This window comes from Pantoea sp. QMID4 (genome assembly GCF_030270445.1).
Taxonomy (GTDB): domain Bacteria; phylum Pseudomonadota; class Gammaproteobacteria; order Enterobacterales; family Enterobacteriaceae; genus Pantoea; species Pantoea vagans.
Genome location: NZ_BSXL01000002.1, coordinates 266,188 through 292,732, shown reverse-complemented (window position 1 = coordinate 292,732; position 26,545 = coordinate 266,188). Strand labels below are relative to the sequence as shown.

The 26,545-nt window shown below is 55.2% G+C and carries 25 protein-coding genes; 16 read left to right on the top strand and 9 right to left on the bottom strand.

The genetic code is table 11. The annotated features are described in order from the left end of the window. Window positions 1–407 precede the first annotated feature (407 nt). The 3 genes from QSK07_RS06175 to QSK07_RS06165 are packed head-to-tail and all read left to right on the top strand — an operon-like array spanning window position 408 to window position 1,240. Complete coding sequence (locus tag QSK07_RS06175; protein ID WP_285721122.1) at window positions 408–869, top strand: hypothetical protein; 462 nt, start codon at window positions 408–410, stop codon at window positions 867–869. A gap of 19 nt (window positions 870–888) precedes the next feature. Beyond that, window positions 889–1,050, top strand: a complete 162-nt coding sequence (locus QSK07_RS06170; RefSeq protein WP_285721121.1) for a hypothetical protein — start codon at window positions 889–891, stop codon at window positions 1,048–1,050. Beyond that, the gene (locus QSK07_RS06165; RefSeq protein ID WP_285721120.1) at window positions 1,031–1,240 is read left to right on the top strand and encodes a hypothetical protein; all 210 of its coding nucleotides are present in this window, start codon (window positions 1,031–1,033) and stop codon (window positions 1,238–1,240) included. The genes QSK07_RS06170 and QSK07_RS06165 overlap by 20 nt, the downstream gene beginning before the upstream one ends. Before the next feature lie 778 nt (window positions 1,241–2,018). Here QSK07_RS06165 and QSK07_RS06160 read toward each other — a convergent pair. Then, window positions 2,019–3,011 (bottom strand): YsnF/AvaK domain-containing protein, encoded by a 993-nt coding sequence (locus tag QSK07_RS06160; protein ID WP_285721119.1) that lies wholly within the window; start codon window positions 3,009–3,011, stop codon window positions 2,019–2,021. A 16-nt stretch (window positions 3,012–3,027) separates the two neighbouring features. Beyond that, window positions 3,028–3,429 (bottom strand): DUF2382 domain-containing protein, encoded by a 402-nt coding sequence (locus tag QSK07_RS06155; protein WP_033731998.1) that lies wholly within the window; start codon window positions 3,427–3,429, stop codon window positions 3,028–3,030. Window positions 3,430–3,960: 531 nt separating this feature from the next. Between QSK07_RS06155 and QSK07_RS06150 the strand changes: the two genes are divergently transcribed. The 3 genes from QSK07_RS06150 (at window position 3,961) to QSK07_RS06140 (ending at window position 5,919) form a co-directional block, all read left to right on the top strand. Next, window positions 3,961–4,470, top strand: a complete 510-nt coding sequence (locus QSK07_RS06150) for a YjjA family protein (protein ID WP_285721118.1) — start codon at window positions 3,961–3,963, stop codon at window positions 4,468–4,470. 129 nt (window positions 4,471–4,599) lie between these two features. Next, window positions 4,600–5,235: a hypothetical protein gene (locus QSK07_RS06145; protein WP_285721117.1), complete on the top strand. Its 636-nt coding sequence runs from the start codon at window positions 4,600–4,602 to the stop codon at window positions 5,233–5,235. Between the two features lie 15 nt (window positions 5,236–5,250). Beyond that, window positions 5,251–5,919: a MarC family NAAT transporter gene (locus QSK07_RS06140; protein WP_285721116.1), complete on the top strand. Its 669-nt coding sequence runs from the start codon at window positions 5,251–5,253 to the stop codon at window positions 5,917–5,919. Between the two features lie 43 nt (window positions 5,920–5,962). On the opposite strand, the gene QSK07_RS06135 is transcribed toward QSK07_RS06140, so the two are convergent. Genes QSK07_RS06135 through QSK07_RS06125 form a run of 3 tightly spaced genes read right to left on the bottom strand, consistent with a single transcriptional unit; the run spans window position 5,963 to window position 9,758 of the window. Then, the gene (locus tag QSK07_RS06135; RefSeq protein ID WP_098051622.1) at window positions 5,963–7,225 is read right to left on the bottom strand and encodes a c-type cytochrome; all 1,263 of its coding nucleotides are present in this window, start codon (window positions 7,223–7,225) and stop codon (window positions 5,963–5,965) included. A 4-nt stretch (window positions 7,226–7,229) separates the two neighbouring features. Next, the gene (locus tag QSK07_RS06130) at window positions 7,230–8,999 is read right to left on the bottom strand and encodes a GMC family oxidoreductase (protein ID WP_098051623.1); all 1,770 of its coding nucleotides are present in this window, start codon (window positions 8,997–8,999) and stop codon (window positions 7,230–7,232) included. Between the two features lie 30 nt (window positions 9,000–9,029). Then, complete coding sequence (locus QSK07_RS06125; RefSeq protein ID WP_285721115.1) at window positions 9,030–9,758, bottom strand: gluconate 2-dehydrogenase subunit 3 family protein; 729 nt, start codon at window positions 9,756–9,758, stop codon at window positions 9,030–9,032. 688 nt (window positions 9,759–10,446) lie between these two features. Between QSK07_RS06125 and QSK07_RS06120 the strand changes: the two genes are divergently transcribed. The 3 genes from QSK07_RS06120 to QSK07_RS06110 all read left to right on the top strand — a co-directional run bounded on the left by QSK07_RS06120 (window position 10,447) and on the right by QSK07_RS06110 (window position 14,964). Further along, on the top strand, window positions 10,447–12,024 hold the full coding sequence (locus QSK07_RS06120) for an ABC transporter substrate-binding protein (protein WP_285721114.1): 1,578 nt from the start codon (window positions 10,447–10,449) through the stop codon (window positions 12,022–12,024). 121 nt (window positions 12,025–12,145) lie between these two features. Then, window positions 12,146–13,648 (top strand): helicase HerA-like C-terminal domain-containing protein, encoded by a 1,503-nt coding sequence (locus QSK07_RS06115; RefSeq protein WP_285721113.1) that lies wholly within the window; start codon window positions 12,146–12,148, stop codon window positions 13,646–13,648. A gap of 26 nt (window positions 13,649–13,674) precedes the next feature. After that, the gene (locus tag QSK07_RS06110) at window positions 13,675–14,964 is read left to right on the top strand and encodes a DUF445 domain-containing protein (RefSeq protein ID WP_285721112.1); all 1,290 of its coding nucleotides are present in this window, start codon (window positions 13,675–13,677) and stop codon (window positions 14,962–14,964) included. Window positions 14,965–15,071: 107 nt separating this feature from the next. Here QSK07_RS06110 and QSK07_RS06105 read toward each other — a convergent pair whose 3' ends face one another. Continuing rightward, a complete protein-coding gene (locus tag QSK07_RS06105) occupies window positions 15,072–15,917 on the bottom strand; it encodes a BtpA/SgcQ family protein (RefSeq protein ID WP_275220408.1) in 846 nt (281 codons plus the stop codon). Between the two features lie 29 nt (window positions 15,918–15,946). Between QSK07_RS06105 and QSK07_RS06100 the strand changes: the two genes are divergently transcribed. Continuing rightward, the gene (locus QSK07_RS06100; protein WP_285721111.1) at window positions 15,947–16,828 is read left to right on the top strand and encodes a PfkB family carbohydrate kinase; all 882 of its coding nucleotides are present in this window, start codon (window positions 15,947–15,949) and stop codon (window positions 16,826–16,828) included. Here the strand turns inward: QSK07_RS06100 and QSK07_RS06095 are convergent. Further along, complete coding sequence (locus QSK07_RS06095; protein WP_285721110.1) at window positions 16,821–17,771, bottom strand: ABC transporter substrate-binding protein; 951 nt, start codon at window positions 17,769–17,771, stop codon at window positions 16,821–16,823. The two genes, QSK07_RS06100 and QSK07_RS06095, sit on opposite strands and share 8 nt — an antisense overlap. Before the next feature lie 324 nt (window positions 17,772–18,095). On the opposite strand from QSK07_RS06095, the gene QSK07_RS06090 reads away from it, so the two are divergent. From QSK07_RS06090 to QSK07_RS06065, 6 genes are all read left to right on the top strand, one after another. After that, on the top strand, window positions 18,096–19,118 hold the full coding sequence (locus tag QSK07_RS06090; RefSeq protein ID WP_098051632.1) for a LacI family DNA-binding transcriptional regulator: 1,023 nt from the start codon (window positions 18,096–18,098) through the stop codon (window positions 19,116–19,118). Window positions 19,119–19,494: 376 nt separating this feature from the next. Next, on the top strand, window positions 19,495–20,241 hold the full coding sequence (locus tag QSK07_RS06085) for an ATP-binding cassette domain-containing protein (protein WP_275220676.1): 747 nt from the start codon (window positions 19,495–19,497) through the stop codon (window positions 20,239–20,241). Between the two features lie 22 nt (window positions 20,242–20,263). Then, window positions 20,264–21,265: an ABC transporter permease gene (locus tag QSK07_RS06080; RefSeq protein ID WP_285721109.1), complete on the top strand. Its 1,002-nt coding sequence runs from the start codon at window positions 20,264–20,266 to the stop codon at window positions 21,263–21,265. Window positions 21,266–21,268: 3 nt separating this feature from the next. Beyond that, window positions 21,269–22,348 carry a phosphotriesterase family protein gene (locus QSK07_RS06075; RefSeq protein ID WP_285721108.1) on the top strand — a complete coding sequence of 360 codons (1,080 nt, stop codon included), beginning with the start codon at window positions 21,269–21,271 and terminating at the stop codon, window positions 22,346–22,348. A gap of 12 nt (window positions 22,349–22,360) precedes the next feature. Then, complete coding sequence (locus tag QSK07_RS06070; RefSeq protein ID WP_285721107.1) at window positions 22,361–23,116, top strand: glutamine amidotransferase; 756 nt, start codon at window positions 22,361–22,363, stop codon at window positions 23,114–23,116. Next, window positions 23,116–24,225: a M20 family metallopeptidase gene (locus tag QSK07_RS06065; protein WP_285721220.1), complete on the top strand. Its 1,110-nt coding sequence runs from the start codon at window positions 23,116–23,118 to the stop codon at window positions 24,223–24,225. Before QSK07_RS06070 ends, QSK07_RS06065 begins: the two co-directional genes overlap by 1 nt. A gap of 95 nt (window positions 24,226–24,320) precedes the next feature. Here QSK07_RS06065 and lptG read toward each other — a convergent pair whose 3' ends face one another. Beyond that, window positions 24,321–25,397, bottom strand: coding sequence for an LPS export ABC transporter permease LptG (lptG, locus tag QSK07_RS06060; RefSeq protein ID WP_033781702.1), 1,077 nt, complete (start codon window positions 25,395–25,397; stop codon window positions 24,321–24,323). Continuing rightward, a complete protein-coding gene (gene lptF, locus QSK07_RS06055) occupies window positions 25,397–26,497 on the bottom strand; it encodes an LPS export ABC transporter permease LptF (protein ID WP_098051637.1) in 1,101 nt (366 codons plus the stop codon). The genes lptG and lptF overlap by 1 nt, the downstream gene beginning before the upstream one ends. Between the last annotated feature and the right edge of the window lie 48 nt (window positions 26,498–26,545).

Here is a 26,545-nt window from a genome sequence, read left to right as displayed (position 1 = left end):
ACGCCGTTATCCATTTTTACTGCCCCCTAACGCAAAAGAGCCAACCTCCCGGCTGGCTTTTTCTTGCCTCTTTCCAGCATCTTGCATGAGCAGCATCGGGCATCAGTAATGCCCGTCATCTCCTGTTGCTGTCAGGATGAGCGCCTCAATGCGTATGGTCATGATGCAGCTTGTTTTCGACCTTATCCTTCACTTCGTCAGCTTTGTCTTTCACCTTCTCAGTCAGGCTCTCTTTATGGCCGCGGTTATGCGCGCCGGGTGCCCGTGGAAACTTCAAGGAAATTTTTTTTACATAAAATCTCTAACAGCTATCATTTTGGCGCGGTCAGGCCCCTCAAAAGATTGCCATCACAGTTACAATATTTTAATGTTAATTTATCAATGGACACGGTTTCCAGGGAAATGCAATGGACGCAACAATGCTCGCCAGTTCAGTCTTATCGGGCGTGGTTTCAGTACCGATGGATTTCTATCTGGGACTGGAGCGAACCTTTCAGGATTTAAACCTTTCTGATGGAGGCAGACGCATCCAGTCACGTAACATGCATGACGACGTCCGCGTTGGCCGGGCTGTCTATCAGGCCTTCAGGGACAGAAATAAGATTGCGAAAATCGTTAATATCATCATTGATGATTCGCTGCAGTACCTTCCAGAACCTGCACTGCGCAAGGTTTATGACAAGCTGACAGGCAACGCAACGTCAATGACCAGCCGGACAACTACGCAACTCACATTGTCTTCTTACCTGGGATCAAAGGTCGTCAGTGGTGTCATGCTGTCATTCATTTCCCGCGTGACACTCCGGGGGGCTGACCGGTGGCCTGACTGGCGGCGTCATCGCTCAGGGCGTAATTTCCCGCGCCTGTGAAGCCTCCAGACGACTTCAGATGCAAAACCCTGAACTGTGGCGAGAACTGCGGATTAACGACTACGACATGCTCTATTTCATGTTCGAAGAACCCCTGCAGAACTTCATCAAAATGGGTGAAATGTTACGTAAAAACCCCTCAGCCTCCAAAGAGTTTATTAATGCTATCGAAACTTATTAGACTTCTTCGTAAGCTCATCGCCGAAGTGTCTGGCGGTCTGGTATTAATGGCTATGGTGGTGGGCATTTTTTTGGCAGCCACGCTGAATGAGGGTGCCATGCGCATCATTGCTCCGCTGCTCGTTCTTGTCGCGGGCCTGATTGTTTACGGCCTGACCTGGCTGATAGCTGAAAAGCCAGACCGCCGTTAACCCTGTGCTGACTAAAGCCCGGACAACAAGCGTAAGTCGTCATGAGTTTAGACCAGATATCTTACGAACACGCTGTCCTTGCCGCCTGCGCAATAGACCAGTCAGGAGGTGGATATGGCGATATTCGCAAAGCAGGATAATAAAAAATCTTTTAGCCTCAATTCAATCGCGGCATTAAATTCATCAGCATGCCTATAATTCCGTTAATAATTGAAAAAAAGGACGACTCGGCAAATACAACCTCAAAGATAAATACCACACAACCCGAGGAGGCCGCTTATAAAATTTGCCACAAGAAAAGCGGAACTTGCTTATTACTGACTTAAAAAATCACCTCACAAAAAAATAATAACCACAAACATCTGAATATTTTATCACTTTTATTATAAAAATTCCCAGAGCGTTATTTAATGAAGAAAGTCAGAAATGTTCTGCTGCTCAGTTTTTTAAGAACACTGAATAAGTACAAACCGAGATTGAGATGGAACAAGCACAATGCAGTGCGTGAGGATGGGGAGTGGCGGCATTTCTGGTAGCAGGCAGTGCATCAGCGGTAAGCTGGCAGGATCAGCTGAGCAATGCAGCGTTACTGCTCAGCCAGTAAAATAACGGCAGCACCACCTTAACAAGCCGCAACCTTAACCGCTCACCTGCCCCCCACAAACGCAAAAGAGCCAACCTCGCGGTTGGCCCCTTCTTGCATCTTTCAGCATCTTGCATCTTCAGCATCGGATATCAGCGATACCCATCAGCGCCTGCTGTTGTCAGGATGAGCGCCTCAATGTGAGTGATCATGCAACTTACTTTCGACCTTGTCTTTCACTTCGCCGGTTTTATCTTTCACCTTCTCAGTCAGGCTCTCTTTGTGGTCGCGGTTATGCGCCGCTGGTGACTGCGTGCCTGCTGCGGCGGTGACAGGTTTTACCCCTGCCGCCCTGCCCGGCAGCTCGCGCTCCAGACCACCTCGTGCATGGTCGATGTCCACTTCCTGACGACGCACCGTGTCGTTGATGGTCTCGGTACGGTCGCTGCCGTCGGTACGCACCACCACTTCTTCTTTCACGTGGGTCGTCTTGTTAATCACCGGTTGCTCATGGGTCTCAGCGACTTCAACGGTTTTCTCGGACCAGTCCACTTCTCCGGCCAGCGCAGGCTCATTCACCGAGCGACGGAAGATGTCAGCGTGCTGCCCATGCAGCGAGATATCTTCAGATACGGTATCGGTCACGGTATAGCGACGTACGCGGGTCGAGCCTTCGCTGACCAGACGTTTACCCACTTCCACCTGCTCTTCCGCCAGACGCAGAATATCAGCTTCGCTCTCATCACCGGTCAGTGAGGTACGTAGCGGCTCAGCCGGGCGGTCATTGGTCTCACCGGCAAACTGCATGCCTGCTGTCGGGTTGATGCCCGGTGCGGTGGTGCCGTTCTTAACGGAACTTTGCATACGTGACGGCACATCCACTGAATCGTGAGAATGGAGAATCGTCATGGCGCGGGCCAGCTTCTCTTCCTCAGTACGGATGGTCAGCACGACGCCGCCCTTATCCATTGCTCGGGTATACACATCCGCCTCATCTTTATCGACGTCGTGCCCAAACAGACGCTGCCACAGGCTCGGATGGCGGACAGACTGCCCTTCCTGCTGCAAACGTTCTCCACTGATAAGACTGATGTCCCGATCAGAAAAGCCTGCTTTTACGAGATTTCTTTTCGCGGCCTCTGCCTGAATTGCAGAATCGAACAGTGTTACGATTTTTTCCTGTGCCATGATAGGTTCCTCTCTGTTAGCTGATTTGATCGTCATCTCTCTCAACGTTCACCTGCTGCTCACGTCGGGTCACCACTTCCTGAAAAGGAACATTCTCCTGCACTTTTCGGATGTGGATTTCCTCTTTAAGCACCAGCTTTCTGACGATTTGGATTTCTTCCTCTACTACCGGGACAATCAGTACACCGTTCTCTTCCCTGATTTCGGGCATCGTTTCAACGGGCTGTGCTTTCGCTACATGCTTAACCTCAACCTTCTCCTGGGTAAGCAGTGTACTGATGACCTCGTCATGCTCAGTTGTGGAACGGGTAACGCGGACATGTCCATCCACAATCTTTTGCTTCGTCAGGGCTATTTGCTCTTCAGCGAGTTTAAGCGTGACCTCTGCATTATTATTGTGCTCTGGCTGTCCAGCCATAATATCGCTCCCGTTAATTTAAATATCGGCCACAACTGCCTGACACAGTGATTAAGCATGAACACCCTCGCGATTTTCGCAAGGCGGGATAATAAATTTTTTTGCGGGCCCGATTTAATTACGGTACGAAAAATCCCGTCTTAAATGCGCAAAAACTCTTTCATTACCGCTACGATAAAAATAGAAAAACCATATAAAACAGAAGACTGAAAATAAGTAGTTTCGAAGGTAAATATTAACACTGCAGACACAAAGACTTATAAAATCGCTTATATAAAAACGGATTTTTTAATTCAGACCAGGACGATTCCTGATAAAAACGGCGAGAATATTAAAGAATGTTTCAGCCGAAGAGCTAATTAACGCACCAGGGCAAGTCATCTCACGAAATAATAACACCCGTACTCATCCGGATATTTTATCGCCTTTATTACAGAAGATTCCCAAAGCGTTATTTATGAAGAAAGTTCAGGAACTTTCTGCTCGTCAAACTCTCTTAGCAAAACTGAATACGCAGATACTGAGGTAAAGATGAAACAGGCACAACGCAGTGCATGGATGTTGGGCATGGCGGCACTTCTGGTGACAGGCAGTGCATCAGCAGCAAGCTGGCAGGATCAGCTGAGCAGTGCAGCATCGCAGCTCAGCCAGCAGAATAATGGCACCACCACCAGCACCACGCAGCAGAATGGCGGCATGTCGCTCTCTTCTATTACCAGCATGCTGGGTGGCAGCGACAAAGCGGTCAGCGCCAACAGCATGACCAACGCGGCCGGTGTGATGCAGTACTGCGTTGAACACAACGTGGTGAAAAACAATGTACAGTCGGTTAAAGATCAGGTGCTGAGCAAGCTCGGTCTGAATACGACTACCGCGCAGGAACAGAAAACTGACTATACCCAGGGCGTGGCAGGACTGCTGAACACCGGGAACGGCCAGCAGCTTAATCTGCAAAGCCTGAGCAACTCACCGATGGGTGAGAAGCTGAAAACCAAAGCCTGTAACGTGGTCCTGAAGCAGGGCAAAAACTTTATCTCCTGATCCCTCTCCTCTCTCTCCCCTCTCTTCTTTGAGGGGAGTGTTAAACCCCGCTTTGCTGTGATACCTGACATTCCCTTAACCTGGGGTTGAGCGCTATAGTGTTGTTTTGGTTTCTACAGGACAGCACGCATGAAAGGCATCAACATCGCACTTTACTTCGACCCCGATCAGATTCAGGCCTGCGTTCACGAACAGGACGACAGCTATCTCAGCAAAAAATTCGAGTATGACGATGGCGTGATTGAAGAGATCTACCAGTGGCTGGAGCAGTACGAACCTAAACGCACCCACATCTGCCTGATTGAAAACGAAACCGCCGAGTTGCTGGCCGATGAGCTGGTCGACAGCGGCTATCGCGTCCATCAGGTCACCATGCATCAGCTGCTGAGCTGGTTTGCTACCGAGCCACCATCCACGCCAGACGGTACGCCGATGCGCGCCATGCTGCGTTTCCTGGAAGATGAACATCCGCGTGAATATGAGTCGCGCACGCCGCAGACCGAAGCGCTGATGGAGATGTTCGACGAGCTGGATGCGCTGGAGATGGTCGATGACGGCGATGACGAAGACGGGCTGCCAGGCGATCTGCTGCGCGCCATGAAGAAGCACAAAATCACCGCCAGTGCCGCGGCCCAGCGTCTGCTGCCGGACGTCAACGAACGTATCCGCGAACATCTGATGCAGTATCCCGAACTGATGACGCCCGAAATCCTGCAGGACTTCTTCCCGGAGCTGTTAGAGGCGCTGGAGCGCCCGAAACACTAATCAGGGAGATCTGACATGCTGGAGCTGATTAAAGCGGTCAGCCTGGGGCTGGTCGTCATCCTGCCGCTCGCGAATCCGCTCACCACCGTGGCGCTGTTTTTAGGGCTGGCGGGAGACATGAATTTCGAGGAGCGCAACCGCCAGGCGCGCCAGGCGTCCCTCTACGTTTTCGCCATCATGGTGGTGGCGTGGTACGCGGGCAGCGCGGTGCTGAACACCTTCGGTATCTCTATACCGGGTCTGCGCATGGCGGGCGGCCTGATCGTCGCCTTTATCGGCTTCCGGATGCTGTTTCCAGCGAAGCCTGCAGGTCATTCAGTCGAAGCGAAGCACAAGCTGGATGAGCAGGAGGCAACCAAAGAGCCGGTGAATATCGCCTTTGTGCCGCTGGCGATGCCAAGCACGGCGGGACCGGGAACCATTGCGATGATTATCTCTTCCGCCTCAACGGTGAGAAGTGGCGTCGATTTTCCCGCCTGGGTGATCAGCGTGGCACCGGTGCTGACCTTCCTGCTGGTGAGCCTGATCCTGTGGATCTCGCTGCGCAGTTCAGGAGCCATCATGAAGCTGGTGGGTAAAAGCGGCATTGAGGCGATATCGCGCCTGATGGGATTTTTACTGGTCTGTATGGGCGTGCAGTTCATCATTAACGGCGTGCTGGAAGTAGTGCGCACCTTCCATTAATCCGGGTTTTCCCCTCTCCGGACAGGCAGAGGGGAAAGCGCGATTACTTTAGCGTTTTACGCACTTCAGCAACCTGATCTTTGCTCACCGCAGGCGCAGTGTTGCTCCAGCCCTGACGAATAAAGGTCGCCAGCTGCGCGACTTCATCATCATTCAGCCGCTGGGCAAAGCCCGGCATCGCCAGTTTAGACGGCGCTTTTTCGGTAGAAGGCTGCTGTGCGCCGGCCAGAATGGTGTGGATCAAGCCGGTTGGATCCTTAGCATTGACGAGGGTTGCGCCATCCAGCTCCGGGAAGATCCCCGGTGCGCCTTTGCCGGTCACGAAGTGACAGGCACCGCAGTTATCCAGATAGAGACGCTCGCCTTCGCTGAGGTTCTTCGCGGCGGTGAGTTTCGCTTCCGTTGCCTGCTGCGCCTGCACGTTAAAGGCCTGCAATGGCGGATTGCCGCCCAGGAACTTCAGGTAGGCCGCGATAGCTTTGAGATCGGCATCGGTCATGTGTGAGCTGCTGTGCTCAACCACCGAGGTCATCTCACCGCCTACTGCCGCTTTATCGTTACGACCGGTCTGCAGGTAATCAATGACTTCCTGCTCGCTCCAGTGTGGCAGGCCACGCAGTGACGGCACATCCCAGTTGTTCAGGCTGCCGCCTGCCAGGAATTTATCGTCACCGCTATCCAGCGCTTTCTCGTTCATGCCAAGACCGCGCGGCGTATGACAGCTGCCGCAGTGACCCAGACTCTCCACGATATAGGCACCGCGGTTGATCTCTGCTGACGCACCGCCAATCGGCTGGAACGGTTTATCGGACGCGAACGCCCAGTTCCAGAACCGCATGCCCCAGCGCTGACTGAACGGGAAGCTCAGATCGGTTTCCGGTGGCTGTTCTGCACTCGGCTGCACGCCTTTCATAAAGTAGACGTAGAGCGCGTGCATATCGGCATCGCTGATTTTGGCGTAGTCAGGATACGGCATCGCCGGATAGAGGTGCGATCCGTCCGGTAATACACCCTTGCGCACCGCGTCAGAGAACTGCTGCTCGCTGTAGTTGCCGATACCGTGCTGCTTATCCGGCGTAATGTTGGTAGAGAAGATGGTGCCGAGGTTCGACTCAATCGCCAGTCCACCCGAATAGGCCGGTTTGCCGGGCAGCGAGTGGCACGCCATGCAGTCGCCCAGCCGCGAGAGATACTCGCCCTGCTTAATCAGTTGCGCTTCATCTTCGGCGTGAACCGGCAGCGCAAATCCGCTGGCCAGCAGCACCGCGTTGGCAAAAATAAAAGACTTCAGTTTCAGCTTATTCATGCGCTTATGCCTGTACCAGTGGGCCGGGATTTTTCAGATAGTGATCTTTGATCGCCTGCGCCGCCATCAGGGTAATCGCACCGATGGTATCGGTCGGGTTCGCCTGGAAGTTCTGCGGGAAGGCGTTGCCGCCGGGCACAAAGACGTTATGAACATCCCAGCTCTGCAGATATTTGTTCAGCGCCGAGGTTTTCGGGTTATCGCCCATTACGGCACCGCCCACATTGTGGGTAGAGACATATTTGGTGAGATCGAAGTCCGCGCCCATCGGCAGGAAGCTCATGCTCATGCTGTCCGGATTCAGCTCTTTGGCGATGTTGCCGACGATGCCTTTCAGATGCTGCTGCAGCTTCAGCTCATTCTCTTTCCAGTTAAACGTCATACGCAGCAGAGGCAGGCCACGGTGATCGTTGTAGTTCGGATCGAGATCCAGATAGATGTCGCGATAAGACTGGCAGGTGGTGGTAATGCTGATCTTCATCGAATGGCCGTACCACTCTTCCAGACCTTCCTTGTAACCCATGCCCCAGGTCGGGGTGCCTTTTGGCAGCGCGGTGCTGATTGGCGTGCCGGTTGCCTGTGAACTGTGGATCTTCGCGCCGCCCAGGAAGCCGAGTGAAGGACCGTCGAAGTTGCCTGGCGAGATATCGTTAAACATCTGGCCGGTCGCGCCTGCCGTCGCATACGGATTGAAGTTTTTATCTTTGAAGAACAGCGTTGCGCCGCCGTTCGACAGGAACGCGTAGTTACGGCCTATCACGCCCTCTTCCGTAATCGGGTTATAAGGCTTGCCAATGCCGGAAAGCAGCATCAGGCGCACGTTGTAGAGCTGGAAGCTGCTCAGCACCACGATTTTCGCGGGCTGGAAGCACTCGTTGCCCTGTGCATCGATATAGATTACGCCTTTGGCGGTTTTCTTATCATCGTTCAGCACAACCTTGATCACTTCCGCATTCACTTCATACGAGAAGTTCGGCATCCGCTTCAGCGAATCCATCACCGCGGTCTGCGGCGACGCTTTGGAATAGTTCAGGCAGGGATATTTGCTGCAGTAGCCGCAGTAGTTGCACGGTGCGATCTGGTTGCCGTATGGGTTTTTCCATGCGCGCGACACACAGGCTGACGGGTTCGGGAACGGGTGGTAACCGAGCTTCGTTGCCACCTCTTTGAACATCACGTTGTTCAGCGTGTCATCCAGCGCGGGCAGCGGATAAGGTTCAGAGCGCGGGCCTTCAAACGGGTCACCGCCTTCCAGGATTTTGCCGCGCAGGTTGCCGGTGTTGCCCGACTGGCCGCAAATCAGTTCAAATTTGTAGTAGTACGGCTCGATCTCTTCCCAGCTAAACGGGAAGTCCATCACACGCATATCATCCTGCAGAATGCCGGGCTTGTAAGCCTCGTCAACGTAGGTTTTAAGTTTGATATCGGTCGGCGTCGGACGGATCAATACCGCCGTCCAGTGCAGACCGGAACCGCCCACGCCGGTGCCCGGTGCAAACGCGCCCCATTTACGGGTTGGCAATGCTGTCTGGCTGCTGTTGTAGCGCACGGTGACCGCCACTTCGGCGGGTGTCGCAAACACTTTGTTGCGCACCGCATAGGCGTATTCATCCGCCGGTTTCGGGTAGGCGAATTCGTCGTAATCGCGATCGCCGCCGCGCTCCAGGGCGCGCACGTCCAGACCTGCCAGTGCCAGCTCGATGCTCATCAGCGAGCCTGCCCAGCCGAGGCCGCAGACCACGACGTCGACTTCTTTTTTAGTAACCTGTGCCATGATAATCCTGTTTACCTGATGTGGAAGCGCTTAAGCGCGTTCACCTTTGATGCTGACCGGGCCGAGTGGATAAGGAACGTTGTGCTGTTTCACCCATTCGGTGAAGCTGGCACGCGCGCCCGGGAAGCCGATGGCGATCCAGGCTTTCATGCCTTTATTACCGCCGTACATCGGGTCGGCCAGGTAGCCATGCTTGGTATCAGAAAGCAGCTGGCTGAAGAAATGGGAAGGCTTAAGATCGGCTTCGCCCAGCGCGGCAAAGTCGATCTCGTTTTTGTTGACCTGGGTCAGGACCGCATCTTTCTCTTCCAGCGTCAGCGCATGAAACGCTTTCTGGTGCGTATTCTGCGACCACTGATTGATCAGCCGGATACCGGTCTGGTACATCTGCTGGGGACGGAACGGGATCTGATAACCCATCGTGGCGGGTGCTTTCGTGTTGAAAGGCCCCTGCATATAGATTTCGCTGCCAAACGCTTCGCTGTGCAGCTGCTGGTCGATAAAGATCGGCACATTAGTTTCCAGCGCGCCTGGCGCTTTGCCTTTGCCGCCCGCCGGAATCAGGCGGTCGGTAGCGGCCAGGATGAACTGCCACTCATCGGCACTAAAAAAGATTGGTTTGTAATCGGCTAACTCGGGTGCGGCCATCTCTGCAGCCTGTGCGGCACTCATGCCTTTCAGAACCAGCTCACTTAATGGCAACGCCAGCAGTGAACCGAGCAAAAATTTACGCCTGGTGGTGGGTTTTTCTAAAAGCATATCCGCACGACTCTCATCTGCTAAATACCCGCTTACGGTGTTATGACGCTGAAAGGCCGGGTGCAGGCAGGAGACTCCCCGCAGAGATAAATGCACACAGCACAGACAACGGCAGAACAGAGAAGGCAGGTAGAATTATAGTTCGGTGACTAACGGAACATATCGGTTAATAACCTGGCAATATTAGGGATATAGATATGTCTGAATGTAAAAATTGAATTTAAAATGTGTCTAAGTGAAAGTTTATCATGGTGTTGCGGAAGGGTTACGGGTAGGTAAAAGATTTACAGCAAGGAAATTACGTCTAAAACCGCATAAACATCGGGTATTTAGCCGTTTTAACGCAGGAGTGATGGATATTATTTTCGTCCTGTCATCATCACGCTGAATAACCGATAAAAAAATATCATACTTCCATACCAGAGAATCATTCTCATCGTTAACACTATAGTGACTTTGATGGTCATACAATCAGACAGTGCGCAAATTGTGATCGCCTGAATAAATCCGGCTTTATTCCGCCTGCTTTAAAATGACGCTGAAATAATAACTGACCGACATTATCTTAATTCGTCTTTTTGCCTGAATAACTAAGCATGTAATTGTGCAAAGCTCATAACAAACCGGCATTTTGAGATTATCCGGCGCCCGATAGAGTAGAGCGATCAACGACTCAGGATAACTCTCAATGCGCAAATCGCTACTGTCACTCTCTTTATTGACTGCTCTGGCACTGGTTCACCCGGCACACGCCACGACGCCTGCCGACACGCTGGTGGTTGCCGTCCCGCTGGATGGCATCATCAGTTTCGATCCGGCGGAAAGTTTTGAAATGGTCAGCAACAGCAGCCAGCGCAATATCTATCAGAGGCTCGTGGAGCCGGACCATCAGAATCCGCAAAAATTATCGCCGCTGGCCGCTACGCACTGGCAGGCCGGAAAAACGCCGCACAGTCTCGTTTTTGATCTCAATCCGCAGGCCCGCTTCTCCAGTGGTAATCCCCTGACGGCTCAGGATGTGGTGTTCTCCTTAACCCGTGCGGTAAAACTCAACAAGGCGCCCTCCTTTATCCTGGGTGAGTTTGGCTGGACGCCGGAAAATATCGATCAGCAGTTCACGGTGATTAACGACCACCAGATTGAGCTGCGCTGGCCCGCTGAAATCGGCAGCGATCTGGCGCTGCGCCTGCTGACTGCGCCGGTCGCCTCCATCGTTGACAGTAAACTGGCACAGCAGCACGTCAGCAACAATGATTACGGCAACGCCTGGCTGAAAACGCACTCGGCTGGCAGCGCGGCATATGCCATCAAACAGTTTGTCCCGCTGCAGGCGCTGGTGCTGGAAGCTAACCCTTACAGCACGCAGAAGCCGCATCTGAAGCGGGTATTGCTCAAGGGCGTCGCCGAAGCCGGCAGCCGCCGACTGCTGCTTCAGCAGGGTGACGTGGATGTCGCCTACCAGCTCGGACCAGACCAGATTGCCGCGCTGAAAAATGTGCCCAATGTGCGGGTCGACGCCTTCCCGTCCAGCCTGGTTTACTACGTTGGCTTTAATACTCAGAGCGCGCAGCAACCGGCGCTGGGCAATCCGGCGCTATGGCAGGCGGCACGCTGGCTGGTGGACTATGACAGCCTGGCAAACCAGTTGCTGAAAGGTCAGTACCGCATCCATCAGAGCTTCCTGCCGGACGGCTTCGATGGTGCACTGAACACCACGCCGTTCCATTACGATCTGAAAAAGGCGCAGGAAATCCTGCAGAAAGGCGGCATCAAACCGGGCACCCACATCGCGCTGACGGTGGTGAACCAGCCGCCGTTTATTGACGTGGCGCAGGCGCTGCAGGCGAGCTTTGCCAAAGCGGATGTGCAGCTCGATATCCAGCCGGTGGCGGAGTCAGAGCTGTGGAGCAAAATGCGCAGCCGGGACTTCCAGGCCATCTTCACTTACTGGGGCGCGGACTACGTCGACCCTAACACCAATGCCAGCGCCTTTGCTTCTAACGTGCCAGGCGGCGGCAAAACCCTGGCGTGGCGCGTCGGCTGGACCATTCCGAAGCTGAGTGCGCAAACCCGCGCCGCCGCCGGAGAGAGCGATGCGGCCAAACGCCGTAGCCTCTATACCGGGCTGCAAACCCGCATCCAGCAGGATTCGCCGTTTATCGTACTGTTACAGGGCGCGACCCAGGTGGCGGTGCGCAGCAACCTCAGTCACCTGCAGCAGGGCATCGGCGTCAGCCTGCTCAATTTCGAAGAGGTGCAGAAGTAATCCCGCGTTTCAGGCCGCTGCTCTATTGGCAGCGGCCGCGTTTTTGACGAATTGTTCTCCTCCTGTCTATGCTCCGCTTGCTATCCTTCAGGCATAATCCTTTGACTGAGAGTGGAAAACCATGACTTCCCCGCTACTGATTGCCCGTACGCCAGACGTCGAACTTTATCTGTTGCCGCAAATGGCCAACCGCCACGGTTTAATTACCGGTGCGACCGGCACCGGTAAAACCGTGACGCTGCAGAAGCTGGCCGAATCGTTCTCTGCGAGTGGCGTACCGGTCTTTATGGCTGACGTCAAAGGCGATTTAACTGGTGTGGCGACGGCGGGCCAGTCCAGCGAAAAGCTGCAGGAGAGGCTGGCGAAAATCGGGGTCACCGACTGGCAGCCGCAGAGCAATCCGGTGGTGCTGTGGGATATCTTCGGCGAGACAGGCCATCCGGTGCGCGCCACCGTCTCCGATCTTGGACCGCTGCTGCTGGCGCGGCTGCTGAATCTGAATGAGGTACAGAGCGGCGTGCTGCAGATTATTTTCCGCATCGCCGATGACCAGGGCCTGCTGCTGCTGGACTTCAAAGATTTGCGCGCCATGACGCAATACATCGGTGATAACGCCAAAAACTTTCAGACCCACTACGGCAATATCAACAGCGCCTCGGTCGGCGCGATTCAGCGTGGATTACTGACGCTGGAGCAACAGGGTGCGGAACACTTCTTTGGTGAGCCGATGCTGGATATCGCCGACTGGATGCGCGTCGACAGCAGCGGCAAAGGCATCATCAACATCCTCTCCGCAGAGAAGCTCTACCAGATGCCAAAACTCTACGCCACCAGCCTGCTGTGGCTGCTGTCGGAGCTTTACGAGCATCTGCCGGAAGCGGGCGATCTCGATCAGCCAAAGCTGGTGTTTTTCTTTGATGAGGCGCACCTGCTGTTTACCGACGCGCCAGCGGTGCTGCTGGAGAAAATTGAACAGGTCATGCGGCTGATCCGTTCCAAAGGCGTTGGCGTCTGGTTCGTCACCCAGAACCCGGCAGATATTCCCGACCGGGTGCTGGGCCAGCTCGGCAACCGCGTCCAGCACGCCCTGCGTGCCTTCACGCCGAAAGATCAGAAAGCGGTGAAAACGGCCGCCGATACGCTGCGCGCCAACCCGGCGTTTGACAGCGTGGAAGCGATTCAGGCGCTGGGTACCGGCGAAGCGCTGATCTCCTTCCTGGATGCCAAAGGCAGCCCGTCGGTAGTAGAACGCGCGATGGTCATTGCACCCGGCTCGCGCATGGGTCCGGTCACCGGCGATGAACGTAACGGCCTGATCAACCATTCGCCGCTTTATGGCAAATATGACACCGAAATCGATCGCGAATCGGCGTTTGAAAAGCTGCAAAAAGGCTTTCAGGCCGCCAGCGATGAGGCGAGCGCCCCCCCGGCCAAAGGCGATGCTGTCGCGGTCGACAATGGTATTCTCGGTGGTCTGAAAGAGATCCTGTTTGGTCACACCGGACCGCGCGGCGGCAGACACGATGGCGTGGTCCAGACCATGGCGAAAAGCGCCACCCGTCAGATCACCAGTCAGATCATCCGTGGGGTGCTCGGCAGCCTGCTGGGTGGCCGTCGCCGATGAACCCCGCTCTCTGCTAAGATCAGGTTATGGATAAACACTACGAACTGAAACGGATGAAACGCCTGGCGCTGCTGCTGCTGCTGCTTGCCGTCGCTACTTTTGTCGTCACCCTTTTCCTGCCGCCCGGCTTCTGGGTCAGCGGCGTCAAAGCGATTGCGGAAGCCGCGATGGTCGGCGCACTGGCGGACTGGTTTGCCGTGGTGGCGCTGTTCCGGCGCGTGCCGGTGCCCTTTATCTCGCGCCATACCGCCATCATCCCGCGCAACAAAGATCGTATCGGTGAAAATCTCGGGCGCTTTGTGCAGGAGAAATTTCTTGATACCGACTCCCTGCTGAATCTGATTCGCCGTCACGATCCCTCAAACCTGCTGTCCCAGTGGCTGAATGCGCCGGGCAATGCCGACCGCGTTGGCCGCCATCTGCTGCAGGTGATGCGCGGCTTTCTGGATCTCACCGATGACGCACGAATTCAGACCTTTATGCGCCGCGCGGTGCATCGCGCCATCGACAAGGTCGATCTCAGCCAGACCAGCGCCATGGTGCTGGAGAGCCTGACCAAAAATAACCGTCATCAGGCGCTGCTGGACGCGGCTATCGAACAGCTGCTGAAGCTGCTGCATAAACCCAGTACCCGCGAGTTTATTGCGATGCAGCTGGTGCGCTGGCTGAAACGCGAGCATCCGATCAAAGCCAAAATGTTGCCGACCGAATGGCTGGGTGAACACAGCGCCGAGCTGGTGGCAAACGCGGTCGATTCCCTGCTGGATGATGTGGCGCTGGATCAGGGCCACGAGCTGCGCCTCGGCTTCAACCGGGCAGTTGATAAACTGATCGCTAAGCTGCAGACCGACCCGGAAATGGCGGAGCGCGCCGAAGAAATTAAGGGCTGGCTGAAAGAGGATGCCTCATTCAATCGCTACATCGGCGAGCTGTGGAATGATATGCGCAACTGGCTCAAGGCCGATCTCAGCAGCGATGATTCGCGGGTGCAGGAGAAAGTGCGCAGCGCAGCGTTGTGGCTGGGCGAAACCCTGGCGGCCGACCCGGCGCTACGTGACTCCATGAATCAGCATCTGGAGCAGGCGGCGCGCAGCGTGGCGCCGGAGTTTGCCAGCTTCCTGACGCGTCACATCAGCGACACCGTGAAGAGCTGGGATGCGCGCGACATGTCGCAGCAGATCGAACTCAATATCGGCAAGGACCTGCAGTTTATTCGCATCAACGGTACGCTGGTCGGCGGCACTATCGGGCTGATTCTTTATCTGCTGTCGCAGCTGCCGGCTGTGCTGCCGGTGGTGAAAGGCTGGCTGATCTGAATCTGGTGCGGCACGGTGTTCGCCGCATTCCACCGTGCTCACCTGAACAAAAAACGTCGCCTCACCGGCGGGATTTTCTATTGTCTGTGTCAGGTGTTAAACGGCGGCTACGCCTGGTCCAGCGCAGGCTGCGCCACCGCCATAAAATGTTTTACCCTGTCCCGCTCCACATCGTTCCACCAGACGCCATCTACCTTGAGCGCGCTGGCCACAATAACGGCCTGCGTACGCGCCAGAATCTGGCAGACGTTGGCGGGCGTCACGCCCGAACCCACTAGCAGCGGTAAGGTGGTGGCGGCGCGGATCTCGTCGATTTCGTCCAGCGTGGCGCTGTCCCCGGTACGTTGTCCGGTGGCGATAACTGCATCCGCTTCGAAGAAATCGACATCGCGGGTCAGTTCCTGAATGGAGCGATCGGCCACTATCGCATGGCTGCCGTGTTTAACGTGGCTGTCGGCGAACACCCTGATATGTTCGGCGCGCAGCTGGCTACGGTAGCGCAGCGCTTTTGCGGCGGCTCCTTCAATAAAGCCTTCGTTGGCGATATACGCATTGGCCCACTGATTGACACGGATAAAATCCGCCCCGCCCGCCAGTGCGGTGGCAAAAGCAGGTAATGCTGCATTCGCCAGCACGTTAATGCCCAGCGGCACGCCGAAACGTTCCCGCACTTTTTCCGTAATTACCGCCATCAGCGCTGGCGTTTCCGGGCCAATATCCTCAGGTTTTGAAAAAGGAATATCGCCATGATTTTCTACAATCAGGCCGTGAACGCCGCCAAGAATATAGTTTTCCGCATCACGTAATGCACGATCAATTATCGCGCTGACGGGTTTGCCGCGATATTTTGGCGAACCCGGAAAAGGGTCACAGTGAATGACGCCAATAACCGCTTTAGAGCGTGAAAATATCGCTTGTATTGCATCAATTTTTTCTGCTGATATAGCAACCATCGCTTCATTATCCTGTTCAGGAAAACACTATGCGTGTTTATGTGGCTGGTAATATTACTGTCGATGAAACCTGGTCTGTTACAGATATTCCGGCTAAGGGCGCCTCTGTTCACGGTTATCAACGTTCGCAGGATATCGGCGGTAAAGGCGCGAATCAGGCGATACTTTTATCCCGTTGCGGCATTGAAACGTATTTAATTGCCGCGACCGGTTATGACAGCAATGGAAAATGGATCCGTCAGCAGCTCATGAACGAGCCTCTGACGTTACTGCCCGCGCAGCCCATGACTGCGTTGAGTGATACCTCACTTATTCTGCACAGCGCCGATGGCGATAACGCCATTATTACCAGTACAACGGCGGCAGATGCGCTGGATATCGATACGCTTAACCACCATCTTGCCAGCGCGCGTCCGGGCGATCTGCTGGTGCAGCAGGGCAATTTCTCGCCAGAGAAAACCCATGCGCTGTTCAGTCTGGCCAAATCTCGCGGCCTGATCACCGTATTTAACCCCTCGCCCGTGCACGCCGGTTTTGCCTCCTGCTGGCCGCTGGTGGATATCGCCGTGGTCAATCAGCACGAAGCCCAACAGTTGCAGCCCCGCGCAGTGAAAACGTTAGTGACCACATTCGGCAGCGCGGGTGCCTGGCTGACTCAGGGCGACCAGCGAACGTTTTACCCGGCACAACCCGCCAATGCCGTCGATACTACCGGCGCAGGTGATACCTTTCTTGCCGTGATGCTGGCTTCCGCGATCCTGCGTGGGGGGGAAATTGATGCATTAGCACTCACCCATGCCTGTCAGGCTGCTGCGCTGACCGTCAGCCGTCATGGCACACTTCAGGCCTTCCCCACCGCAGAGGAACTCGCCGCACTACTCCAGGCAGGCGGCGAGTCAGCGATTACTTAAATATCGCGCGGTAGCTGTCCACGTTGGCTTTGGTTACCACCGTGGCCGGCACCAGAATGGTTTTTGACACAGTTTTGCCCGCCGTAAGCGCGTTCAGGGCCTTAACTGCTTCTTCACCCATCTTTTTCGGATCCTGCTGCAGCACGGCCTCGACATAACCGCCATCAATGCCGCTAATGGCTTTTGACGTCAGATCCCAGCCAAAGACTTTAATGTCCTTCTCACGGCCCTGGTTTTCAACGGCAGCAATTGCACCCAGCAGTGCCGGTTCACCGGTCGCGTAGATAGCGGTCAAATCCGGGTTACCGGTCATCAGGTTTTCTGCCGCCGTCATCGCGGTATCCTGCACGTTCTGGCCATCAACCACGTCCGCTACGGTGATGCCCGCATTGCTCTTAATCGTTTCTTCAAACCCTTTCTGACGCTGGTTCTGTACGGCTGAATTCAGCGCGCCCACAATGCCCAGTCGCGCTTTGCCGCCCCTGTTTTTTGCCACGTAGTCGACGAAATATTTACCCATAATTTTGCCGCCCTCCAGGTTATCCACGCCCACCTGTGCTGCCTGAGGGCCGGCCGGTAATACCGAATCAATCGCAATCACCGGTATTTTAGCGGCGGCCGCTTCTTTTATGGCTGGCATGATGCCATTGACATCAATCGCATCCACCATAATGCCCTTGACGCCTTGTTGAATATAATTTTCGATCGCATCGTTTTGCGACACAGGATTATCGTTGGCGTTAAAGATCACTAAATTTTTACTGCTGGCTTTCGCTGCGTCCTGAGCGCCATTGTTCATCTGATTAAAAAACAGAGCCTGCTGATTAATCTGAACCAGCGCATAAGTGGGAGCGGCTTGCGCCAGTGAAAATAAAGAACCTGCAGACAGTAAGCCGGTTGCCAGCGCAACAGCACGCAGTTTTCTGGTGTTAAATGCCATCATCTTAAAATTCCTCATCGGGAATGAGCGATAACCAGTCGATCTCCGCATCGAAATGCAGAGGGAATAGTGTTGGCGGGCAAATATCGTCTGAGTGGCTGCTTCAGCCAGGACCTGAATAATCGACTTTCTGCACACCGTCCATTATGGTGCACGTGTGAAAGGGATTAATCGGGTTTGGGAGTGACTCCCGGGTAATGCGGTAAACTGTCTTTAACATTCGCTTCTGGCTAAATTTTGTCAAGCGATTATTTTATCGCCAGCGGTCATATTAAAAACTGTATTCGCTGCGCGCAACTGTGTGACTGATAGCCGATTCCGGGCAAGATGGCAGGTGATATGAGTAAAAAACGGGTGCTGTTATCCGATGTCGCAGCGCTGGCCGGACTGTCAAAAGCGACCGTATCCCGCTATATGAATCGAAGTATTATGCTGCCGCAGGAGACGATTAATCGCATCGAAGCGGCGATTCGCCAACTTGATTATCGCGGTAACAGCCTGGCTCGTCGTCTGAGCAAGGGCGGTAGCGAAACCCTGGGGCTGGTGCTGCCCGATATCACTAATCCCTTCTTTGCCGAACTGGCAGATGCCGCCGAAGAAGCCGCCTCTGCCCATGGTTACAGCCTGGTGCTGTGTATTACCCGCAACCATCCAGGCAAAGAGAGCCAGTTTATCCGCTGGCTGGATACCTGCCAGGTAGACGGCCTGCTGTTTACCACCAACCATCCTGATAACGGTCTGTTGCGCAAAGAAATTAATCGCCACCAGCGCATCGTACTGCTGGATGAGGACATTCCTGGTAGCAGGGTGCCCAAGGTGTTTGTCGACAACGTTCAGGGTGGCCAGATTGCTACCGAAAAGCTGATCGCTGCGGGTCACCGCCATATCGCCTTTGTCGGCGGCCCGGATGAACTAATGAGTGCGCGCGAGCGCTACCAGGGGTTTTGCACCGCAATGGAGCAGGCTGGCCTGCGTGTCACGCCCGAATGGGTAATGTACGGCGAATACCAGCGTGAGTTCGGTAAACAGGCGCTGGAACAGCTGTTTAGCCGCGCTGAACGTCCTACCGCCGTTTTTGCCGCCAGTGATTTTCTCGTGCTGGGATTAATGGATGGCCTGCGCGCGCGTGGGCTTAACGCTCCCGATGCGCTGTCGCTGGTGGGCTTTGATGACGCGACCTATGCTGATTTTACTCAGCCCCGCATTTCAACCATCCGCCAGCCCGCACGTGAACTGGGCCGCACGGCGGTAGAAATCATGTTGCGTATTCTGAATGATGACCTCCCCATCCCCGCCGAAACCCGCCTGCCGGTAGAATGGGTGGCGCGCGATTCGATACGAATATGTTAACAACGTTCCAGAATGGCGCAAAAGCGCACAGTTCTGGCGCAAATAATGCGCTTTTTGATTTTATAGTGTTATTTTAAGTAAACCGGTTTACCTAAAATAAAACGATAAATCTTTTTTATTACATTTAGTTAGATCGCAAGTGTAACTTCTGTTCGCATGCTGGCACGGAAGCTGCAATGTTTTACCTGGCAAACAAATATCGTTGTAGCGTGTTGTTCTGTGTGTTGTGACAAAGGTTTTATCCTGCAGGTAAACCGGTTTACAAGGGCGTAAACCGTGCCGGATACCCCTTTTTTACATGCAGAGTAACGGTCCCGTTAGTCGTGATGGGAGTAATCACATGCAGCAAGCACAAACTGCCCTGACGCGGGTAGAGATGGTGAATATTACCAAGACCTATGGCGCGATACGTTCTCTGCGCGGCGTAAATCTGCAACTGGCTCCGGGTGAAGTGCTGGGCCTGGTGGGTGACAACGGCGCGGGTAAATCCACACTGACCAAGGTGCTGTCAGGTGCTGTCGTGCCTACCAGCGGCACGATTCGTATTGATGGTGAAGAGCAGCATTTTAGTAACCCGGCGGATTCACGCCGCTGCCATATCGAGATGGTTTATCAGGATCTGTCGCTGTGCGACACCGTCGATGTGGCAGGCAATCTGTTTATGGGACGTGAGCCGATGAAATCCATTCTCGGCATTCCGTTTCTGGATGAAGAGAAAATGCACGCTGACGCACGGGAGATGCTGAAAGGCCTGGGGATTTCTATTCCGGATACCCGGCTGCTGGTGCGCAATTTATCCGGCGGGCAGCGCCAGGCGATTGCTATTGCGCGCGCCGCCGCCTTCGATCCTAAAGTGCTGATCATGGATGAACCTACCGCCGCGCTGGCCGTCGCCGAAGTGGAGGCGGTACTGGAGCTGATCCGTCGGGTGTCGGCACGTGGCGTGAGTGTCATCCTGATCACGCATCGCCTGCAGGATCTGTTCCTGGTCTGCGATCGCATCATGGTGATGTACGAAGGCACCAACGTGGCGGAGCGCCGGGTGGCCGAAACGGATTTGACCGAGATCGTCAATTTGATCGTGGGTGAGAAATTTGTCGCCCGCTCGGCCGCAGCGCACTGAGCGAGGTAACAGGATGACTATTATGAATCTGAGCAGTTCCCGCATGGCACAGCACTCGCTTCCGCGTCGCCTTCTGCACAACCACTCTGGCGTAGTCAGCATCGCACTCTTTTTCGTGTTCTGCTGCGTGGTGTTTTCCCTGATCACCGGCAACTTTCTCAGCAGCGCAAACTGGCTGAATATCATTCGCCAGAGTGCACCGCTGCTGATCGTCGCCACGGCGATGACGCTGGTGATTACCACGGGTGGGATTGATCTTTCCGTGGGGTCGACACTGGCACTGGTCGGCGCCCTGTCCGCTATCGCCCTGAATAACTGGGGCCTGCCCTGGCCGGTGGTGTTGCTGGGCGGCTTGCTACTGGGTGCGCTGGTCGGTGCCATCAACGGCTTCTTTATTGCTTACGAAGGCATTCCTGCCTTTATCGTCACGCTGGCAACGCTGGCGGTGGTGCGCGGCGTGGCGCTGCTGATCACCCAGGGTTACTCCATTCCCATCCCTGCCGACAGCCTGTTCGCCTTTATGGGACGCGCCTGGGTGCTGGGCGTTCCGATGCCTGCGCTGATTGGCATCGTGGTGCTGGTGACAGGCCATATCGTTCTGAACCATATGCGTTTTGGTCGTTATGTCACAGCGATCGGCGCGAATGCGGAAGGCGCACGCCGTAGCGGGATTAACACCAAAGCCGTGACCATGAAGGTCTACATCCTCAGCAGCATGGCGGCAGCGCTGGCGGGCATGATCATCACCGCCCGTCTCGGCAGCGGATCCTCTAATCAGGGCGAAGGCTTTGAGTTGCAGGTGATCGCTGCAGTGGTGCTGGGCAGTACCAGTCTGTTCGGCGGCTTCGGCACCATTATTGGCACGCTGCTAGGCGCAATGTCGATTGCCATCATCCAGAACGGCCTGATTTTGTCGCACATCTCCCCGTTTTACACGCAGATCGCCACCGGTACGATTATTTTGCTGGCGATCTGGCTGAACACCCGCATTCTCAACCCGACGCGATCGGCGGCGAAAGGATAGCGTATGAAACATTCAATTTTTCGTCATCCTGATCCACTGCCGCTGGGCATCAACAGTGGCTATGTGATGACCGTACTCGGCCCGCTCCCTGTCAGTGAGATGGGGGTGACGCTGATGCACGAACATATTTTGCTGGATGCGTCCGGCAAATGGGTGCCGCCCTGCTGCTGTAGCGATCGTCATCTGGCGGAATTGCCCGTCAGCATCGAAAACCTGGGCGAGCTGTCACTTAATCCGCTCATCAGCCGCGATAACTGTCAGCTGTTTGATGTGGATTTAGCGATTGAGGAGCTGATTAAGTTTCGGGCGCTGGGCGGCGATACCGTGGTGGACCCTACGAATATTGGCATTGGCCGCGATCCCAAAGCACTGCAACGCATTGCACGCCTGACCGGGCTGAATATCATCATGAGCACAGGGTTATATCTGGAACCGTCTCATCCGGATTGGGTGAAAACGATCAGCATCGAAGCCCTGACTGAGAAGCTGATTCACGACCTCGGCGGCAGGGAGGAAAAACCCGAGGTGCTGGCTGGCTTGATCGGCGAGATTGGCGTATCCAGCCGCTTTACGCCCGACGAGGAGAAATCCCTGCGGGCGGCGGGCCGTGCCAGTGCCGCGACACGTGTGCCGATTGAGGTGCATCTGCCCGGTTGGGCACGATTAGGGCATCAGGTGCTGGATATCCTTGAAGATGAAGGGGCAGACCTGCGCCATGTGGTGTTGTGCCACATGAACCCCAGCTTTGCCGACAAACGTTATCAGCGCGAACTCGCGCAGCGCGGGGCCTTTCTGGAGTACGACATGATCGGCATGAGCTATTACTACGCCGATGAGTCCGCGCAGTCACCGTCCGATGAGGAGAATGCCCGTGCTATTCGCGAGCTGATCGATGATGGCTTTATCGAAAAGATTTTATTGTCGCAGGACGTGTTCCTGAAAACCATGCTGACCCGCTACGGCGGTCATGGCTATGGCTACATCCTTAAACATTTTGTTCCGCGTCTGAAACGCCACGGCGTGAGCGGCGAACAACTTGAAACCTTACTGATTGCTAACCCACAGCGCGTTTTTGGTGGGTAAGGGAGAACCGTAATGCAGAAGAAAATTTTACTGGTCGGCGAGTCCTGGACCAGCACATCTGTTCACGTCAAAGGCTTCGATCAGTTTGCCACCGCCACCTGGCATAATGGCGCAATCGACTTTATGGCGGCGCTGGCCGACAGTGACTATGCCATCACCTACATGCCCGCCCATGCTGCCGCCACCGAGTTTCCTTTAACACTGGACGGACTTCAGCAGTGGGATGCCATCATTTTATCGGACATCGGTGCCAATACGTTGCTGTTGCATCCGGATACCTGGCTCAAGAGCCAGCGCACGGCGAACCGCCTGACGCTGATCCACGACTATGTGGCCGCAGGTGGCGCGCTGATGATGATTGGCGGCTACTTTAGTTTTCAGGGTATTAATGGCGGCGCGCGCTATCGCAATACGGCAGTTGAGAAAGTGCTGCCGGTGCGCTGCCTGGCCTGGGATGACCGTATCGAAACGCCCGAAGGCGTTTATCCCAGCGTGACGGAATCTCACGCGCTGTTTACCGATATGCCAGACGAATGGCCGTGGTTGCTGGGTTATAACGAAGTGGAGATGCACCCTGAAGGTAAATTGCTGGCGACCATTGACGGTACGTCACATCCGCTGCTGGCGGTACGCGAGTATCAGCAAGGCCGCTCACTGGTCTGGACCAGCGATATGTCTGCGCACTGGCTGCCGCAGGAATTTGCCCGGTGGCAGGGTTACCGCCAGCTGTGGATCAACTGTCTGGACTGGTTAACGGTGCGCGGATGATGAGCCAGAGCCAGACGCTGGCGCAGCAGCTGCTGCGCTTTGACACCATTAATCCACCGGGCAATGAAGCGGCCTGCATGCACTTTCTGGCGAACTGGCTGATGGAACAGGGCTTTGACGTCACCTTGTCCTCCTTCGGTGAAGATCGCCTGAACCTGATTGCCAGTCTGCATGGCAGTCGGCCTGGACCGCAGCTGGCGTTTACCGGCCATCTGGATACCGTCCCGCTCGGCAATGCTGACTGGCAGTACGATCCTTTCGGTGAAATCGTGGGTGACAGACTTTACGGGCGCGGATCCAGTGACATGAAGGCCGCTGTCGCGGCATTTGCTATGGCCTGCGTGACGAATCAGCAGGCGATTCGCCAGGGTTCCGGCGTAGTGCTGCTGATCACGGGCGGGGAGGAAACGGGCTGCGACGGTGCGCGGGCGCTGATTGATACCGCTGACCTGCCCGATGTGGGCGCATTGATTGTCGGTGAGCCCACCGCCAACTATCCGGTTATTGGCCACAAAGGGGCGCTATGGCTACGCTGTGAAACCCGCGGGAAAACAGCCCATGGCGCAATGCCGGAACTGGGCATCAATGCCATTTATCTGGCGGCGGAGGCACTGGGCAAGATTCAGCACTTCTCGCCTGGCGCACCTCATCCGCTGATGAAGCAGCCGACCATTAACGTCGGACGCATTGCAGGCGGCCTGAACATTAACTCGGTGCCCGATCGCACGCAGTTTGACGTGGATATCCGTAGTGCACCCAATCTGCAGCACGCCACCATTCGTCAGCAACTGACAACCTTAATGGGAGACAGCGTAACGATGACGACGCTGGTGGATCTGCCAGCGGTACTGAGTGAAGACAATCAGGCCTGGATTCAATCTGTTTATCAGCATTGTCAGGCGTTACATGACGCCCCGCTGACACCGCGCGTTGTGCCCTACTTTACTGATGCGTCCCTGTTGTTGCCCGCGCTGGGTTCGCCGCCCTGCATTATCCTCGGTCCCGGCGAGCCATCAATGGCACACCAGACGGATGAATACTGCCTCCTGAGCCGGTTAGCGGAAGCGGAAGTGTTGTATGGTGCGTTGATTAACGACTGGATGAGGTAATGGGGGGATGCATCAGACGGCTGGATGAATAAACTGGCGCACGGTGCCTGCCATAAAAAAGCCGCCCCGAGAGGCGGCCATTTTCGTGATGACGGTCAGCGCCGCTTAATCAACATAAACATACTGATCGCGAAGAACGCAAAGCTCGGCAGAATCGCCCCCAGAATCGGCGGCAAACCGTAAACCAGACTCAGCGGGCCGAAAATCTGGTCCAGCACGTAGAACAGGAAGCCAAAGCTGATACCGGTCACCACACGCACACCCATCGACACGCTACGCAGCGGACCAAAGATAAACGACAGCGCCATCAGCATCATCACTGCCACCGACAACGGCTGGAAAATCTTGCTCCACATATTCAGCTGATAACGTCCCGCTTCCTGACCACTCTGCTTCAGATATTTACTGTAGCTATGGAGACCGCGAATCGATAATGCGTCGGGATCCAGCGCTACCACGCCCAGTTTATCTGGCGTCAGATTGGTTTTCCATTCGCCGCTCAGGCTCTGTGAACCGGTAATCTGCTTCGGATCGGTCAGGTTTGACTCATCGACCTGTGACAGCATCCAGCGCTTCTTAGCCGCATCCCAGGTCGCGGTCGCCGCATAACGCACACTCTGCAGGCGACGCTGATCGTTGAAGTTGTAGATGCTCACACCATCAATTTCGTTGTCGCCTTTGATGCGCTCAATATAGATGAAGTTATTGCCATCTTTCGCCCACAGGCCATTCTGCGTCGAGACCAGTGCGCCGCCATAAAGCTGCTGCGCCCGATAGTTACGCGCCATCTGCTCGCCCGATGGCGCAACAAACTCACCAATCGCCATGGTCAGCAGCACCAGCGGAATCGCCGTTTTCATCACGGACAGTGCCACCTGCATGCGGGTAAAGCCCGCCGCCTGCATCACCACCAGCTCACTGCGCTGCGCCAGCGCGCCCAGTCCCAGCAGCGCGCCCAGCAGGGCCGCCATCGGGAAAAAAATCTCAATATCTTTCGGCACGCTGAGCAGGGTGTAATAACCGGCACTCAGCGCGCTATAGCTCCCCTGGCCGGTTTTACGCAGCTGATCGACGAACTTGATGATGCCGGAAAGCGACACCAGCATGAACAGCGTCAGCATGATGGTATTAAATATGGTTTTACCGATATAGCGGTCAAGTACGCGAAACATCAGACCGACCCTCCGCGGGTAAAGCGGGCGCGAATCCGACGCATCGGCACCGTATCCCACAGGTTAAGCAGCACCGCCAGCATCAGATAGCTGATATTCACCACCCACATCCAGAGCGCCGGATCGAGCCGCCCTTTTGCTCCGCTTGACTTCAGCGAGCTCTGCAACAGGAAGAAGATCAGATAGAGCAGCATGGCGGGCAACATCGAAAGCACGCGACCCTGACGCGGGTTCACCACGCTGAGCGGCACCACCATCAGCGCCATTACCAGCACCGCAAACACCAGCGTCAGACGCCAGTGCAGCTCGGCCTGGAAATCCGGTGTCTTATTCGCGAACAGGTCGGTCATGCTGGCCTGCTCAGCATCGTTAGGATCAAGCGTTGCCGCTTTATATCCCACAATTGCCTGATAGTTGGTGAAGTCGGTGATACGGAAATCACGCAGCAGTGCGGTGCCCTCAAAGCGGGTGCCTTTGTCCAGCGTTACCACCTGCGAGCCATCTTTGTGCTGCTCCATGTGACCGCTGTCAGCCAGCACCACCGAAGGACGCGCGTTGCCTTTTGGCCGTAACTGCGCCAGGAACACGTTACCAAAGTTGTTGCCCTTCACATCCTCGACAAACAGCACAGCGCTGCCGTCGCTGGAGGTCTGGAACTGTCCGGCAGCCATCGCCGCAGCACCAGGGTTTGCTTTGGCGTTCTGCGTCACCTCATCCTGATAGCGGGATGACCACGGCCCCAGCCAGATGACGTTCACCGCTGCCACCACCGAGGTAAACAGCATCAGTACCATCGCCGCTTTTACCAGGACGGCCTTACTCAGGCCGCAGGCGTGCATCACGGTAATTTCACTTTCCGTGTAGAGACGCCCCAGCGTCATCAGGATCGCCAGAAACAGACTTAAGGGCAGTATAAGTTGTGCCATTTGAGGCACACCGAGTCCTAACAAGGTCAGAACGAGGTTTGTCGGCACTTCGCCATCCACCGCGGCTCCCAGGATCCTGACTAACTTCTGGCAAAAGAAGATGAGTAGCAGGATAAACAGGATAGCCAGCTGGCTTTTGAGCGTTTCCCGAACCAGATATCTTATGATGATCACGCTTAGTACGCCTGTGAAAACTTGTCTTTTTGCAGGAAAATCGCTAGT